The sequence below is a fragment of the Streptomyces sp. NPDC059718 genome, assembly GCF_042733315.1.
Taxonomy (GTDB): Bacteria; Actinomycetota; Actinomycetes; order Streptomycetales; family Streptomycetaceae; genus Actinacidiphila.
Genome location: NZ_JBHWGA010000057.1, coordinates 27,558 through 40,644 on the forward strand (window position 1 = coordinate 27,558; position 13,087 = coordinate 40,644).

The 13,087-nt window shown below is 69.7% G+C and carries 10 protein-coding genes and 1 pseudogene; 6 read left to right on the plus strand and 5 right to left on the minus strand.

Annotated elements, in window-relative coordinates; all coding sequences use genetic code 11:
• Nucleotides 1-186: 186 nt before the first annotated feature.
• Nucleotides 187-579, minus strand: coding sequence for a hypothetical protein (locus ACFV3E_RS39845; RefSeq protein ID WP_500540392.1), 393 nt, complete (start codon nucleotides 577-579; stop codon nucleotides 187-189).
• Nucleotides 580-692: 113 nt separating this feature from the next.
• Here ACFV3E_RS39845 and ACFV3E_RS39850 point away from each other — a divergent pair.
• Nucleotides 693-896: pseudogene (locus ACFV3E_RS39850) on the plus strand (helix-turn-helix domain-containing protein); the annotation flags it as partial.
• 68 nt (nucleotides 897-964) lie between these two features.
• Here ACFV3E_RS39850 and ACFV3E_RS39855 read toward each other — a convergent pair.
• Nucleotides 965-1,981, minus strand: coding sequence for a zinc-dependent alcohol dehydrogenase family protein (locus tag ACFV3E_RS39855; protein WP_500540394.1), 1,017 nt, complete (start codon nucleotides 1,979-1,981; stop codon nucleotides 965-967).
• Nucleotides 1,982-2,235: 254 nt separating this feature from the next.
• Between ACFV3E_RS39855 and ACFV3E_RS39860 the strand changes: the two genes are divergently transcribed.
• Nucleotides 2,236-3,123, plus strand: a complete 888-nt coding sequence (locus tag ACFV3E_RS39860) for a helix-turn-helix transcriptional regulator (RefSeq protein WP_500540396.1) — start codon at nucleotides 2,236-2,238, stop codon at nucleotides 3,121-3,123.
• A gap of 453 nt (nucleotides 3,124-3,576) precedes the next feature.
• Here the strand turns inward: ACFV3E_RS39860 and ACFV3E_RS39865 are convergent, their stop codons facing one another.
• Nucleotides 3,577-4,494, minus strand: a complete 918-nt coding sequence (locus ACFV3E_RS39865) for a helix-turn-helix transcriptional regulator (protein ID WP_500540398.1) — start codon at nucleotides 4,492-4,494, stop codon at nucleotides 3,577-3,579.
• A 210-nt stretch (nucleotides 4,495-4,704) separates the two neighbouring features.
• Between ACFV3E_RS39865 and ACFV3E_RS39870 the strand changes: the two genes are divergently transcribed.
• The 4 genes from ACFV3E_RS39870 to ACFV3E_RS39885 all read left to right on the plus strand — a co-directional run bounded on the left by ACFV3E_RS39870 (nucleotide 4,705) and on the right by ACFV3E_RS39885 (nucleotide 8,519).
• The gene (locus ACFV3E_RS39870; RefSeq protein ID WP_500540400.1) at nucleotides 4,705-5,682 is read left to right on the plus strand and encodes an aldo/keto reductase; all 978 of its coding nucleotides are present in this window, start codon (nucleotides 4,705-4,707) and stop codon (nucleotides 5,680-5,682) included.
• An 82-nt stretch (nucleotides 5,683-5,764) separates the two neighbouring features.
• Nucleotides 5,765-6,799, plus strand: a complete 1,035-nt coding sequence (locus ACFV3E_RS39875) for a zinc-binding dehydrogenase (protein ID WP_500540402.1) — start codon at nucleotides 5,765-5,767, stop codon at nucleotides 6,797-6,799.
• Nucleotides 6,800-6,852: 53 nt separating this feature from the next.
• Entirely contained in the window at nucleotides 6,853-7,704 is an 852-nt protein-coding gene (locus ACFV3E_RS39880) for an aldo/keto reductase (protein WP_500540404.1), read from the plus strand.
• A 113-nt stretch (nucleotides 7,705-7,817) separates the two neighbouring features.
• Nucleotides 7,818-8,519 carry a flavodoxin gene (locus ACFV3E_RS39885; protein WP_500540406.1) on the plus strand — a complete coding sequence of 234 codons (702 nt, stop codon included), beginning with the start codon at nucleotides 7,818-7,820 and terminating at the stop codon, nucleotides 8,517-8,519.
• Nucleotides 8,520-8,566: 47 nt separating this feature from the next.
• Here the strand turns inward: ACFV3E_RS39885 and ACFV3E_RS39890 are convergent, their stop codons facing one another.
• Both ACFV3E_RS39890 and ACFV3E_RS39895 read right to left on the minus strand, forming a co-directional pair.
• A complete protein-coding gene (locus tag ACFV3E_RS39890) occupies nucleotides 8,567-9,568 on the minus strand; it encodes a LacI family DNA-binding transcriptional regulator (RefSeq protein WP_500540408.1) in 1,002 nt (333 codons plus the stop codon).
• Nucleotides 9,569-9,712: 144 nt separating this feature from the next.
• Nucleotides 9,713-12,919 (minus strand): family 78 glycoside hydrolase catalytic domain, encoded by a 3,207-nt coding sequence (locus tag ACFV3E_RS39895; RefSeq protein WP_500540410.1) that lies wholly within the window; start codon nucleotides 12,917-12,919, stop codon nucleotides 9,713-9,715.
• Nucleotides 12,920-13,087 lie beyond the last annotated feature (168 nt).

Genomic DNA, 13,087 nt, shown 5'->3' on the forward strand with positions numbered 1-13,087 from the left:
TGCGGTCGGACCGCGACAGGGCAAACGTTGGCTGATGCGGCACCAAGGGCTGTCCCGTAACCGCTGGCTGGGTGCGGCGATCCAGTCTGGCTCGCCGGGATTCGACGACGGCGCAGGCGATCCGGATGGTCCTGTCCACCGACTTACGGCTTCCCCGGATGGCCCTGGCCCACCTCGCCCGGGCAGCTATCTCGGCCACCACGCCTGCAGAATGCCCGATTCGCACAGGCTGTCAGGGTGACCCGGCGACTGATACCAAGCCGCCAGCACGAGCCCGAGCAGTACCACTGTGGCAAAAACCGTCAATGCCAGGGGCGCCAGCAGGCCCCGGCGACCAGTCAACTTGCGCATCACAGCCCACAGCACGGTCGCGGCCGTCGCCGTACCGATCACCGCCACCACCAACCAGACGAACGGCTGGGCATGGCGACCGAGGTGGCAACTCGCCCAGGAGCTGAGCAGCAGCACCGCGGTCGCAGACCCAGATCCCAGAAATACCACCCAGCCGATCAACCAGGCGCCGGCGCTGTACTGCGGGCTGTTGGCCGCGGGGAAAGGCCGTACTTGCTCAGTACCCACGGATTCGCCTTTCGCCATGCCGGTGTGCGCCAGGAGCAGTCAGACCACGGCCGAGCCGCCCAGGGACGCGCGATGCTACATCCAACGCCCTTTACAGGTGACATGGTCTTGGCGTGGCTGGTGTGATCACGGCGTCGGAGCCCTTCTGGATAGCCCCGTACACCGGGCTGAGCCCGCGGCAGTTCGGCAAGCTGATCACGATGCTGCGTCGTGAGGGAGCCGATACTCCCCGGGCTGGTCGGCCCTGGTCACTGCCGCTGGAGGACCGGGTGCTGCTGGTGGCCGCGTACTGGCGGACCAACCTCACCCCGCACCAAGGCGGCGGCCAGTCCGGACCCACGCCCGCACGGAATGTCACAAGAAGGGCGAACGCGCGCGGGCGAGGTCATGGCTTGAGGAGGGTCTTGACGGCGCGGCGTTCGTCCATGGCCTTGTAACCCTCCGCGACACGTTCCAGGGGCAGGGTGAGGTCGAACACCTTGCCCGGGTTGATACGCCCCGCCAGGACGCGGTCGATCAGGTCGGGCAGGTAGCGACGCACGGGGGCGGGGCCGCCGCGCAGGCCGACGTGGGAGTAGAACAGCTCTTCCCCGTCGACGGCCACGTCGTGGGGGACGCCGACGAAGCCGACGTTGCCGCCGGGCCGGGCCGAGCGCAGGGCCTGCCGCATGGACTGGGCGGTGCCGACGCATTCAAGGACGGAGTCCGCGCCGATGCCACCGGTGAGGTCCCTGATCCGGGCGATGCCCTCGTCCCCGCGCTCGGTGACGATGTCGGTGGCGCCGAACTCCAGGGCGAGCTTCTGGCGGGTCTCGTGGCGGCTCATCACGATGATCCGCTCCGCGCCCATCTCCTTCGCCGCGATCACCGCGCACAGGCCGACCGCGCCGTCCCCAACCACTACAGCCGTGGAGCCGGGCTTGACCTGGGCGGCGTCGGCGGCGTACCAGCCGGTGCCCATCACGTCGGAGACGGCCAGCAGGCCGGGCCAGATCTCCTCGCCCGGCACCTCACCGGTGGCGACCAGGGTGCCCTGGGCGTTCGGGATGCGCACGTACTCGGCCTGGCAGGAACTCATGAACTCGCGGCTCAGGCAGTTGGACTGGAAGCCGTTGCGGCAGTTGGCACAGGTGTTGTCCGAGGTGGCGAACGATCCCACGACGAACTGGCCCGGCTTGACCGCGGTAACCTCGGCGCCGACCTCCTCGACGAAGCCGACGTACTCGTGCCCCATCGGGTGCGCCTCGTCCGTGGTGTCCAGGCCGCGCCAGGGCCACAGGTCCGAGCCGCACACACAGGTGACGGCCGTGCGGATGATCGCATCGGTCGGCTTGAGGATCTTCGGGTCGTCCAGGGTCTCGAAGCGCACGTCGCCGGGGGCGTGGATGACTGCTCCGCGCATCAGGAAAGTCCTTACGTTGTTGACGGGGGGCCTGGGACGGCCTGCGGGCCGCCATGGCCACAGGTGGACCGGGGGTGCGCACGATTGCGCCGTCGCCACGTGTGCATCGGCCGGCGGGGCACCCCGAGGATCGGCTGCGCCGCTCGGTGGTGCTTCTCCAGGAAACCGCCGATGCCGACGGCGAGGGAGTCACCAGTGAGGGGTGTACTGCTGGTACATCGCTCCCGTGACACGCAGGCCGTACGGTCGGGGATATGGACAACCGTGAGGAGGTCCGCGAGTTCCTGACCTCGCGGCGAGCGAAGATCACGCCGGAGCAGGCCGGCCTGCCTGCCGGGTCCCGACGGCGTGTGCCGGGACTACGCAGGAGCGAGGTCGCCACGCTGGCCGACATGAGCGTCGAGTACTACGCGAAGCTGGAACGCGGCAGCCTCGCCGGCGTCTCCCCCGCCGTCCTCGAGGCCGTCGCCCGCGCCCTTCAGCTGGACGACGCCGAACGTGCCCACCTGCTGCACCTGGCCCAGGCCGCCGACGGCTCCGACGCCCTCACCCGCCCCCGGCGCCGCACCACCCGGCAGTGGAGCCCGCACCGCAGCCTGCAATGGACCCTGGACGCGATCACGGCGGGGCCCGCGGTCGTGTGCAACGGCCGGATGGACATCCTGGCCGCCAACCCACTCGCCCGCGCCTTCTACCGCGACCTCTTCGCCAACACCGACAACCAGCAGAACCTGGCCCGCTTCAACTTCCTCGACCCGGCTTCCCGCCGGTTCTACCCCGACTGGGAGCTGTTCGGGGACATGGCGGTGGCCATCTTGCGCCGCGAGGCCGGCCGCGACCCCCATGACAAGGACCTGCACGACCTCATCGGGGAGCTGTCCACCCGCAGCGAGGCCTTCCGCACCCGCTGGGGCGCCCACAACGTCCGCCGCCATGGCACCGGCACCAAGCGGTTCTGCCACCCCTCGGTCGGCGACCTCACCCTCGCGTACGAGGCCCTGGATCTGGCCGCCGAACCCGGCCTCACCATGACCATCTACACCGCCGAACCAGGCTCCCCCAGCGAGGAAGGACTGCGTCTGCTCGCCTCCCTGGCCGCCACCGAGGATGTCCGCCCGGCAGCGCATCACCCCACCAGCTGAAGCTGCCGGCGATCCGGCGGCCAGCTGTGCTGCTTCGCGGCTGACGTCTCCCGCATGATCCGACGCAAAGGCTGAGGCTTCTGCCGCTGGACGGGTCGCACTCAGGTGATCATGCTGATCGAGGCGCCAGCCGACCACGATCCCAGCATGTGCGAGGTCGCGGGCCTGGTATCAGCGGGCAGTGCGCTCCGCGGCCGGCCGCTCGGGATGAACCTGGAAGCCGCGCAGTCTGGTTCCTTGTGAATGATCGCCACGGTGTGCTGGAACGTTCCGACACCCCGTCCACGCGGCAAACCCTCATCGGCCCCAATCCTCCGCGGCAAAGCGGTTCAGCCAGGCCCATGCCAGGAGCCACCGCGTGGCCCGTCGCCGTTTTGGACGCCGATCCGACGCGGGTACGGCGGTTCCCGCGGCTGAGACCACAGGGATGGAGGGAAAGAAGCTTCCACCCCTTCATGGCTGCTGACGGTGCTGTTCCGCGTCCGTCTTCGCCGGGCGCTGCGCCGGCTGGGGCGCGGTCATGTCGAGCAGGAGCAGGGCGTCGTGGTCGGGGGTGCCGGGTTCGGCGGTGTAGACGCCGACGCGCTGGCCGGGGGTGCCTTCCAGCTGCATGGACTGCGAGGTGAGGGTGACGGTTCCGACGCGGGGGTGGTGGAAGGTCTTCTGCGCGGGCTTGCGGCCGGTGACCTCGTAGCGTTCCCAGAGCCGGGCGAAGTCGGGGCTTTTGACGAGGAGTTCGCCGACCAGGTTGGTCAGGTCGGGGGCGTCGGGGGAGGTGCCGGCGACGGCGCGCAGCCGGGCGACGCAGGCGGTGATCTGGCGGTCCCAGTCGGGGAACAGGGTGCCGGCGGCCGGGTGGAGGAAGAGGTAGCGGGCGAGGTTGCGGTGCTTGGCCGGCCAGTCCTCCAAGCCTGCGTACAAGGCGAGGCCGCCGGGGTTCCACGCCAGCATGTCCATGCTGCGGCTGATGACGTAGGCGGGGTTGGGGCGCAGTGATTCCAGCACCAGCTTCAGGTGCGGGCGCACGGTGCGGCTCGGTGCGGGTGGTGTCTCGGGCGCGTAGCGGGCGGCCCGCGCGGCCAGATCGCGCAGGTGCTGGTGTTCCTGGTCGTCCAGGCGGAGCGCGCGGGCGAGCGCGTCGAGCACGGACGGGCTGGGGCGCGTCTCCTTGCCCCGCTCGAGGCGCACGTAGTAGTCGATGCTGATCCCGGCGAGCGTGGCCAGCTCCTCGCGGCGCAGCCCCGGGGTGCGGCGCAGCCCCGGACCGACGGTGAGACCGGCCTGCTGGGGGCTCGTCTGGGTGCGGCGGGCGCGCAGGAAACGGCCCAGCTCCGCGCCTTCGCTACCGCCGGTGGAGTGCTCGGATGCCATGGCACCAGTGTCACACCGGGTGGCCGCGGGGTGGGGAGCCCTGTCATTACCCCCGAACGGCTCGCCCTGCCTGCGGCCGCGGAAAAGCACGAGGGTGAAGACACGACTAGCTGCGTCCACAGGCCTCACCACCACGGGTTGAACGATCACGAGGTGGTCTGCGAGCGGAGTGGGCACAGCGCGTAAGACGACGGAGAGCGGAGAGAGCGGATGCGGTACCTCAAGCTGCGTGACCTGGAGGTTTCCCGGATCGGACTGGGTGCGATGGGCATGTCGCACGGTTACACCGGTTCCGGCACCGATGAGGCGGAGTCCGTGCGGACCCTGCACCGGGCGCTGGAGCTGGGCGTCACGCTGATCGACACCGCTGAGATCTACGGCCCCTACACCAACGAGGAGCTCCTCGGGCGGGCGCTGAAGGGTCGCCGTGAGCAGGTGGTGCTGGCGACGAAGTTCGGCCTTGTGTCACACGCGGGCGAGGGGGCATGGAATCCGGACAGCAGCCCCGCCAACATCCGCACGGCCGTCGAGGGCTCGCTCAAGCGGCTGGGCACCGACCACATCGACCTGTACTACCAGCACCGTGTCGACCCGAGCGTCCCAATCGAGGAGACAGCCGGCGCGGTGGGCGAACTGGTCGCCGAGGGCAAGGTCCGGTTCCTCGGCCTGTCCGAGGCCGGTCCGGACACCATCCGCCGTGCCCATGCCGTCCATCCCGTCACTGCGGTGCAGTCGGAATACTCCCTGTGGACCCGGGGCGTCGAAGAGCGGGTGCTGCCGGTACTGCGCGAGCTGAACATCGGCCTGGTGCCGTTCTCGCCGCTCGGACGCGGCTTCCTCACCGGCACGATCCGCTCCACCCACCAGTTCGACGAAGACGACTTCCGGCGCGGCAACCCGCGCTTCACCGGAGAGAACTTCCAGCGCAACCTGGCGATCGCCGACGAGGTCCAGGCCGTCGCCGCCGGGGTCGGCGCCACACCCGCCCAGGTCGCGCTGGCCTGGCTGCTCGCGCAGGGCGACGACATCGCGCCCATCCCCGGCACCAAGCGCATGGCCCGGGTCGAGGAGAACACCGCGGCCGACGGCCTCATCCTGACCGCCGGGCAGATCGCCAAGCTCAGCAGTCTGCCGGCCGCCGCCGGCGAGACCCACACCGAGGCCCAAGCGCAGTTGCTCGAGCGCTGATCCGCCGGGCACCGCCCCCGGCCGGGAACGCCCGGCAGGAATCTCCCACCGCAACACACTTTTCCAGGCAGGAGCAGCTTTCATGCGCGCAGCAGTGATGTACGGAGCCGGCGACGTCCGGATCGAGGACCGTCCCGACCCGAAGATCCAGCAGCCCACCGATGCCGTCGTCCGTGTCGTCCTGTCCTGCGTGTGCGGCAGCGACCTGTGGCCGTACGCGTCGATGCCTGCCGCCGGGACCGGCCGGCCGATGGGGCACGAGTTCCTCGGTGTCGTGGAGGAGACCGGCTCCGAGGTGTCGGGACTCCAGGCGGGCAACCTGGTCGTCGCACCGTTCACGTACTGCGACAACACCTGCGACTACTGCGCCCGGGGCCTGCACATGTCCTGCCGCAACGGCGGCCGGTACGGCTTCGACGACGTGGACGGCGGTCAGGGCGAGGCGGTGCGCGTCCCGCAGGCCTCCGGCACCCTGGTCAAACTGCCCGTCGACGCCGGCTCCGCTCTGCTGCCCTCGCTGCTCACGCTCTCCGACGTGATGGGCACCGGTCACCACGGCGCCGTCACCGCCGGTGTGCGCCGCGGCGACTCGGTGCTGGTCATCGGCGACGGCGCCGTCGGGCTCTGTGCGGTGATCGCCGCCAAGCGCCTCGGCGCCGAGCAGATCATCCTCATGGGCCGGCACACCGCCCGCACGGACCTTGGGCGCGAGTTCGGCGCCACCGACGTCGTCGCCGAACGCGGCGAGGAAGGCGCCGCCCGGGTGCGGGAGCTGACCGGCGGCGACGGAGTCGGCAAGGTCATCGAGGCGGTCGGCACCCGCCAGACCCTGGAGACCGCCCTGGCGGCCGTCGACGACGGCGGCACCATCAGCCGCCTGGGCGTCCCGCAGTACGAGGACGGCCCCGTCGGCCCGTCGATGATCATGCGGAACATCACCCTCACCGGCGGAGCCAGCCATGCCCGCGCCTACATCGAGCAGCTCCTGCCCGACGTCCTCAATGGCACCATCACCCCCGGCCGCGTCTTCGACCAGGACTTCTCCCTGGACCAGGTCCCGCAGGCCTACCAGGCGATGGCCGACCGCCGCGTGCTGAAGGCACTCATCACCCTCTGACCGTCCGTCCGTCCATCAGCCCGCTGTGGCTTCCGAGCGACAAGGAAGATCCCGTGCAGACCGTCACCCTCAACAACGGCGTGCAGATGCCGATCCTCGGCTTCGGCGTCTACCAGATCCCGCCGGAGCAGACCGAGCAGGCCGTCTCCGACGCCCTCGCCGCCGGCTACCGGCTCCTCGACACCGCGGCCGCCTACGGCAACGAGGAGGCCGTCGGCCGCGCCATCAAGGCAAGTGGCATCGCGCGCGAGGAGCTGTTCGTCACCACCAAGCTGTGGGTCCAGGACTCCCCCGCCCAGGACAACACCCGGCGCGCCATCGAGACGTCCCTGAAGACGCTGGGCCTGGACCACCTCGACCTGTACCTGATGCACCAGCCCTACGGCGACGTCTACGGCCAGTGGCGTGCGATGGAGGCCGCCAACCGGGAAGGCCTGGCCAGGGCGATCGGCGTGGCCAACTTCTACCCCGACCGGCTCCTGGATCTCACCTTCAACAACGAGGTCCCGCCCGCGGTCAACCAGATCGAGACGCACCCGTTCTTCCAGCGCACCGCCGACCACGACCTGATGCGCGAGCACGGCGTCCAGCACCAGTCGTGGGGCGGATTCGCCGAGGGCAGGAACGACCTGTTCGCCCACCCCCTCCTCTGCGAGATCGGCGCGGCGCACGGCAAGTCCGTGGCGCAGGTCGTACTGCGCTGGCTGATCCAGCGTGGCATCGTCACCATCCCGAAGTCGGTCAACCCCCACCGGATGGCGCAGAACATCGACGTCTTCGACTTCGAGCTCGCCGACGACCAGATGGCCGCGATCGCCGCCCTCGACACCGGCACGACGCTGTTCTTCGACCACCACGACCCCGAGATGGTCGCCTGGCTCAGCAAGCGCCGCCTGGACGGCTGACCGGCAGCAGCCCCATGCCCGAACCTCAGCTACCGCCAGTCGCGAGCCCCGACGCAGGCTCGGGGCATCCCCTGGCACCGCCCTTCCCGTCGGTTCACCGGGAGCTGTCCACCGTGATCACGCCACAGCACCGCACTGCCATGCCGAGCCGGCGCACCGTCCTGCGCCGGGCACTGCTCACAGGAGCCGCCGTTCTGACCGGAAGCCATCTGACGGGCTGCTCACCCTCCTCACCACAGCCGGAAACCTCCGCGCCCTCCCAGTCGGCTGCTACGACCGGAAGCAGCGGAAGGCGAGTCCTGCTGGTCTACTTCTCCCGGCCGGGCGAGAACTACTACCACGGCCGCCGCACCGACTTGAAGCTGGGCAACACCGAGGTCCTGGCGAGGAAGATCAGCAGCCGCATCACTTGCGACACCTACCGCGTCCAGGCCGCCGACCCCTACCCGCACGACTACGACGCGACCGTCCGGCGCAACGTCCGCGAGCAGGACACCGACGCCCGGCCGGCCATCGCCGGCCGCCTGCCCGCTCTCGACGGCTACGACACGATCCTGCTGGGCAGTCCCATCTGGAACGTCAGAGCGCCGATGATCATGACGACGTTCACCGAAGCCCTCGATTGGCGCGGCAAGACCGTCCGCCCGGTCACCACCTACGCCATGAGCGGCCTGGGAACGACCGCACGCGACTACGCCGCCTCCTGCCCCGGCGCCACCATCGCAGAGGGTCTTGCGGTCCGCGGCGAACAGGTCGAACGCGCCGATTCCGACATCGGAGCGTGGTTGCAACGCCTCGGGATTCCCCGCGCATGACCGCGCTCTCGGCGTGAGGGCTGCCCCCATGGGCCAGCGCAGTGGGGCTAACCAGTGGATACCAGCGACACGATCTCAGGGTCGAGTTGTACGTGAGGGCAGGTGAGAGCGCCTGATGCACGTCCCTCCTGGTGGGGCCGGGAGATCTGGTCGAAGAGCAGGTTCACTGCCGCTACGCCCATCTCCCGGTGGGGAACCCGTACGGCCGTGACAGGTGCCGCAGCCAGGGGCGCCAACGCGGTGGCGTCGTAGCCGACGATGGCAACGTCCAGGGGCTCTCGCGTGTTGTGCCCGGCGGCAAAGACCTGGGCCATGCCGATCGCCAGAATGCCGTTGGCGCAGAAGAGGCCATCCGGCCGTTCCTCGCGTGGCCTTTGGGCGATGTCCTCGGCGCAGGCGACTCCCGCGTTCAGGGTTCCGTTGGTTGCGCGAACGACCTCCAAGGCGATGCCGGGCGCGGAGCTGAGAGCCTCTAGGGCACCGCGGAGCTGGTCTTGGACCTGCCGGTCGTCGAGGTCGTCCGTGACGAAGCCAAGTCGTCTTCTGCCCTGGCCGATGAGGTGCTGCACGGCGATGCGCCCGCCGAGGGCGTGATCCGTGAAGACGGACGCCTGGGTGGTCGATGTCGCCTGTCGTGTGATGACGACACTGGGAACGCCGTGGGTGCGGATCCTGGCGAGTTCCGATTCGACGTCTCCGATGGGCGCGATGATGATGCCGGCCACTCGTTGCTGCTCGAACAGGCGTAGGTAGGACCGTTCGCGCTCCTCGGAGCTTCCATGAGCCATGAGGAGGTGCATGTTCTCCTTCGCGATCCGCTGCTCGATGGCGTGAGCAGCCTCGGATGCCCCCGCGCCGACGGGTTCGGCTGTGATGTACCCGATCACAGGGTTCGTTCCCGTGCGGAGCATGCGGGCTGCGTCGTTGGCGACGAAGCCGAGGGCCTCCACCGCCTGTTGAACGCGTTCCTGGGTGGCGCTGGTGAGTTTGTGCGGGTAGTGGAAGTAGTTCGAGACCGTGGAGGCGGACACGCCGGCTGCAGCGGCCACATCACGGATGGTCGGCTGGTTCAGCCGATTCTCCCGGGGTTCAGGGCGGCTTCCTGCCGCGTGGGGTGCGAGGCTCGCCGCTCGGTGAGGGGCGGCGAGCCTTGTGCGATGGCGTTGGTCGGGCTTCGTCGAGGTGCCGGGAAGCTACTGCCCCGCGTGTACGTCCCGGGCGACGAAGACGTAGGTTCCCGAGGGCACGTGGTAGACCGCCCGGTCACCCTCGATGCGCCGGAGGGTTGCGCCCTTCGCGACCTCGTGCGGTGTGCGGCCGCCCTTGGGAACCCGGACCTCGGCCGTGGTGTTCGCGGGCACGTCGACCTTCAGCCGGAAGGTGCCCTTCTTGAGGGACCACTCGGATGCCACCTGTCCTTGGGGCGTCTCATAGCTGCCTTGGACGTGGGTGAGGTCTCCGACGATGCGGGGGTCGATCACCAGGTACCGGTACCCGGCGGTGCCGCGGGCCTGGCGGATGCCCGCAAGGCCGCTGTGGAACCACTCCTCTATCTGCAGGAGGATCATGTGGTTCTTGGAGTTGCCCATGTCCCACTGCTCGGGATGGGTGGTGAGTCCCTGCGGGTTCGCGGTGGTCGGGGCCAAGAAGAACCCGTAGCTCGGGCGGGTGTCTTCCTGCAGCGCATCCCACAGGACGTCGTCGCGGCCCCCGTCCATCAGGGCCCTGACGATCGGGGCGAGGCCGATGGTGCCGCCGCTGAAGTGCGGTCCGCCGCCGAACGGCTGGAAGGCGTAGACGAGTTCGACCAACGCGTCCAGCACTCGCTGGCGTTCGCCCTCGGGGACCAGGCCTTCGTCGAGGGCGAGGGCCTGGGCGGCCTGGGTGGCACCGGTGGTGCCCGCGTTGCCCTGGCTGGTGTAGCGGCCGAGGGTCGTGTTGTAGAAGGCGTCGTTGAAGGCGGTCTTGATGTTGGAGGCGAGGCTCCGGTAGTCGAGGGCGTCGGCGTGACGGCCAAGGAGGTCGGCCATCTTCGCCATGCGGTCGGCGATCTGGTGGTAGCCCCACGTTCCGGTGATGCGGCCCGAGGTGTTCTCGGCGGCGATCCAATCGGCAAGGGCGGCGTCCACGATGTAGGCGTCGGCGCCGGTGCCCGCCTTCTGCGTCCTGATGTAGTTCATGAACGCCTGCATCTGCGGGTAGTACCGCGCCATGGTCTGGGTGTCGCCGTAGACCTCGTAGAGGAACCACGGCACGAGGATGATCCCGTTGCCCCAGTTGATCTCGTCGCCGAACCGGCCGGTGTAGCCCCAGTCGTACACGGGTGCCTTGAGGGCGACGTTGCCGATGTTGTCGCCTGCCTTGGACTGGCCCTCGGCCAGGTGGCGCTCCATGGTGCGCAGGTAGGCGTTGTAGCCGAAGTTGCGGTGCAGGGAGCCGAAGGGCTGGAGGTAGTCCGCGGGGTAGGCCAGTTTCTCCCGTCCGGGGCAGTCGGTGAAGGTGGACATCATGTTGCTCATGATCGAGTACCGCGACATGCGGTGGATGCGGTTGATGCGGTCGTTGGAGGTCGTGACGTTGCCGGCGGTGGGGGTGGCCGCGTGGAGCTGCAGGCCGGTGATGGTCGAGGCGGTGGGTGTGTAGCCCTCGGGTAGGCCGGTCACCTGGACCCACTGCATCCCGAAGTAGTTGAAGCGGGGGTGCCACGTTTCGCCGTGTCGGTTGCCGCGGGTGGTGTAGGTGGCGAACACGTTGGTGCCGCGGCTGCTGCCGCCGCCCATGATGGAGGCCTGGTTGACGGTGCCGTCCGCGGCCAGCGACTCGGCCGGCTTCATGGTGATGGTGGTGCCTGCGGGGACGGTGCCGTCCACGGCGAGCTCCGGCCAGCCGGCGATGTTCTGCCCGAAGTCGAACACCCACACGCCGGAGGTCGGCTGGGTGATGCTGACGGGGTGGATCCGGTCGGCGACCTTCACCGGCTCGCCGACGCGCCACACGAGCTCGGTCGTCAGGTTCGGGGGCGGCGCGATACCGGCGGGTGCCCATCCGGCGGCGCTGCCGTCGCGGCGCTTGGCCGTGGACGACAGGTCGGCGCCGGGGGCGTTCCATCCGGGCTGTTCGCGACGGGCGTCGTAGTCGGTCCCGGAGTACCAGTTGTCGGTGGTCGTCGGGCCGAGTGACGTCTTCCAGGAGTGGTCGGTGACGATCGTCTGGACCGAGCCGTCGGCCTTGGTCAGCTCCATACGGGCGATCAGCCGGGGGGAGACAGCGGCCCCGGCGCTGGGGTCGGTGCCGGCCAGGGAGTTCCCCGAGCCGGTGACGGCCGCGGCGGCCGCGTGCTGCTTGGTCAGGGCCGGGGTGAAGGTGATGCCGGTCCCGTCCGCACCGGCCGTGCCGATGCCGGTGATCGTGCGCGGCTCCAGGCGGTCGCCGCCGTCGCCGGTGTCGATGTTGATCGTGCCACCCACGTGGTAGCCGCTCACGCCGCTCAGCTTGACCGCGGTGTCCCCGGGTACGGCCGGGGCGGCCAGGGTGCCGCTGCCCTTGAACTGGCTTTGCCACCAGCCGTAGGGCGCGGTGCGGCTGGTGGCCGGGTTGGTGACGGAACGGGTGACCAGGGCCTGACCGTGGCCCACTTCGACGCCGAGGGTGTTCGCTCCGGTGCGGATGAGGGGGGTGACGTCGTACGCGCGGTATTCGACGGACAGCTGGTAGTTGGAGCTTCCCGGCGCGAGGACCTCGTCGGTGACGGCCTGTCCGTTGAGGCTGGCCTCGTGGAGGCCGACGCCTGCGATGTACAGCCGCGCCTGAACGACCTTGCCGCTGTGCCGGTTGTCCACGTCGAAAGCGCGGGCGAAGACCGGCAGAGGGTCGCCGACCTGCCGGCCGGGGTACTCGATCCACTGGGCCGGGTCCCAATCGGTGCGCTTGAGCAGCCCCATCTCCCAGGTTGCGGGGGTGCTCCACGGCGTCACCTCGCCTCGGGTGTCCCACAGGCGCACCTGCCAGACGACGCTCTGGCGGGACCTGAGGGCCTTTCCGCGCCAGGGGATGTCGGTCTGGGCATCGGAGTGGACCTTGCCGGAGTCCCACAGGTAGCGCCCGCGGGCCAGGTCTGTGGCGGTGGCTGCCGCGCGTACCTGGTAGGCCTTCTGGGTCCAGTTCGCCGGGGCGCTGGTGATCTGCCAGCCCAGACGGGGAGAGGGATCGTCGACGCCAAGCGGCTCGTCGGTGCGTCCGTCGATGCTGAGGTGTCCGACGGTCGCTTTGCCGCCGTGCGTGTGGGAGGTGGTGGCGGCCGCGGGGCTGGTGGCCCCGATCGGGAGGGCCAGTCCTCCCGCTCCGGCCACCATGATCCCTACGACGTGTCGGCGGCTCAGACCACGTGGTGCTTCGGACATCAAACAGACTCCTGTCGATTAGGGCATGTCACAAGTGGTGTACGGCGACTGGGGCTGCTCGGCGAGCAAGCCGCCTGAGGCCACCGCGTCGTGCGGAGTAGGAGGGCGATGGGGGTGGTGCTCCCCCGCGGTGGCGGGTCCGTGGTCACAAGGGGCCCGCGAGCCGTG

Coding starts and splice junctions, on each gene's coding strand:
- ACFV3E_RS39865 (WP_500540398.1), bottom strand. CDS start 4,494: ATGGCATCCGAGCACTCCACCGGCGGTAGCGAAGGCGCGGAGCTGGGC.
- ACFV3E_RS39860 (WP_500540396.1), top strand. CDS start 2,236: ATGGACAACCGTGAGGAGGTCCGCGAGTTCCTGACCTCGCGGCGAGCG.
- ACFV3E_RS39870 (WP_500540400.1), top strand. CDS start 4,705: ATGCGGTACCTCAAGCTGCGTGACCTGGAGGTTTCCCGGATCGGACTG.
- ACFV3E_RS39875 (WP_500540402.1), top strand. CDS start 5,765: ATGCGCGCAGCAGTGATGTACGGAGCCGGCGACGTCCGGATCGAGGAC.
- ACFV3E_RS39855 (WP_500540394.1), bottom strand. CDS start 1,981: ATGCGCGGAGCAGTCATCCACGCCCCCGGCGACGTGCGCTTCGAGACC.
- ACFV3E_RS39895 (WP_500540410.1), bottom strand. CDS start 12,919: ATGTCCGAAGCACCACGTGGTCTGAGCCGCCGACACGTCGTAGGGATC.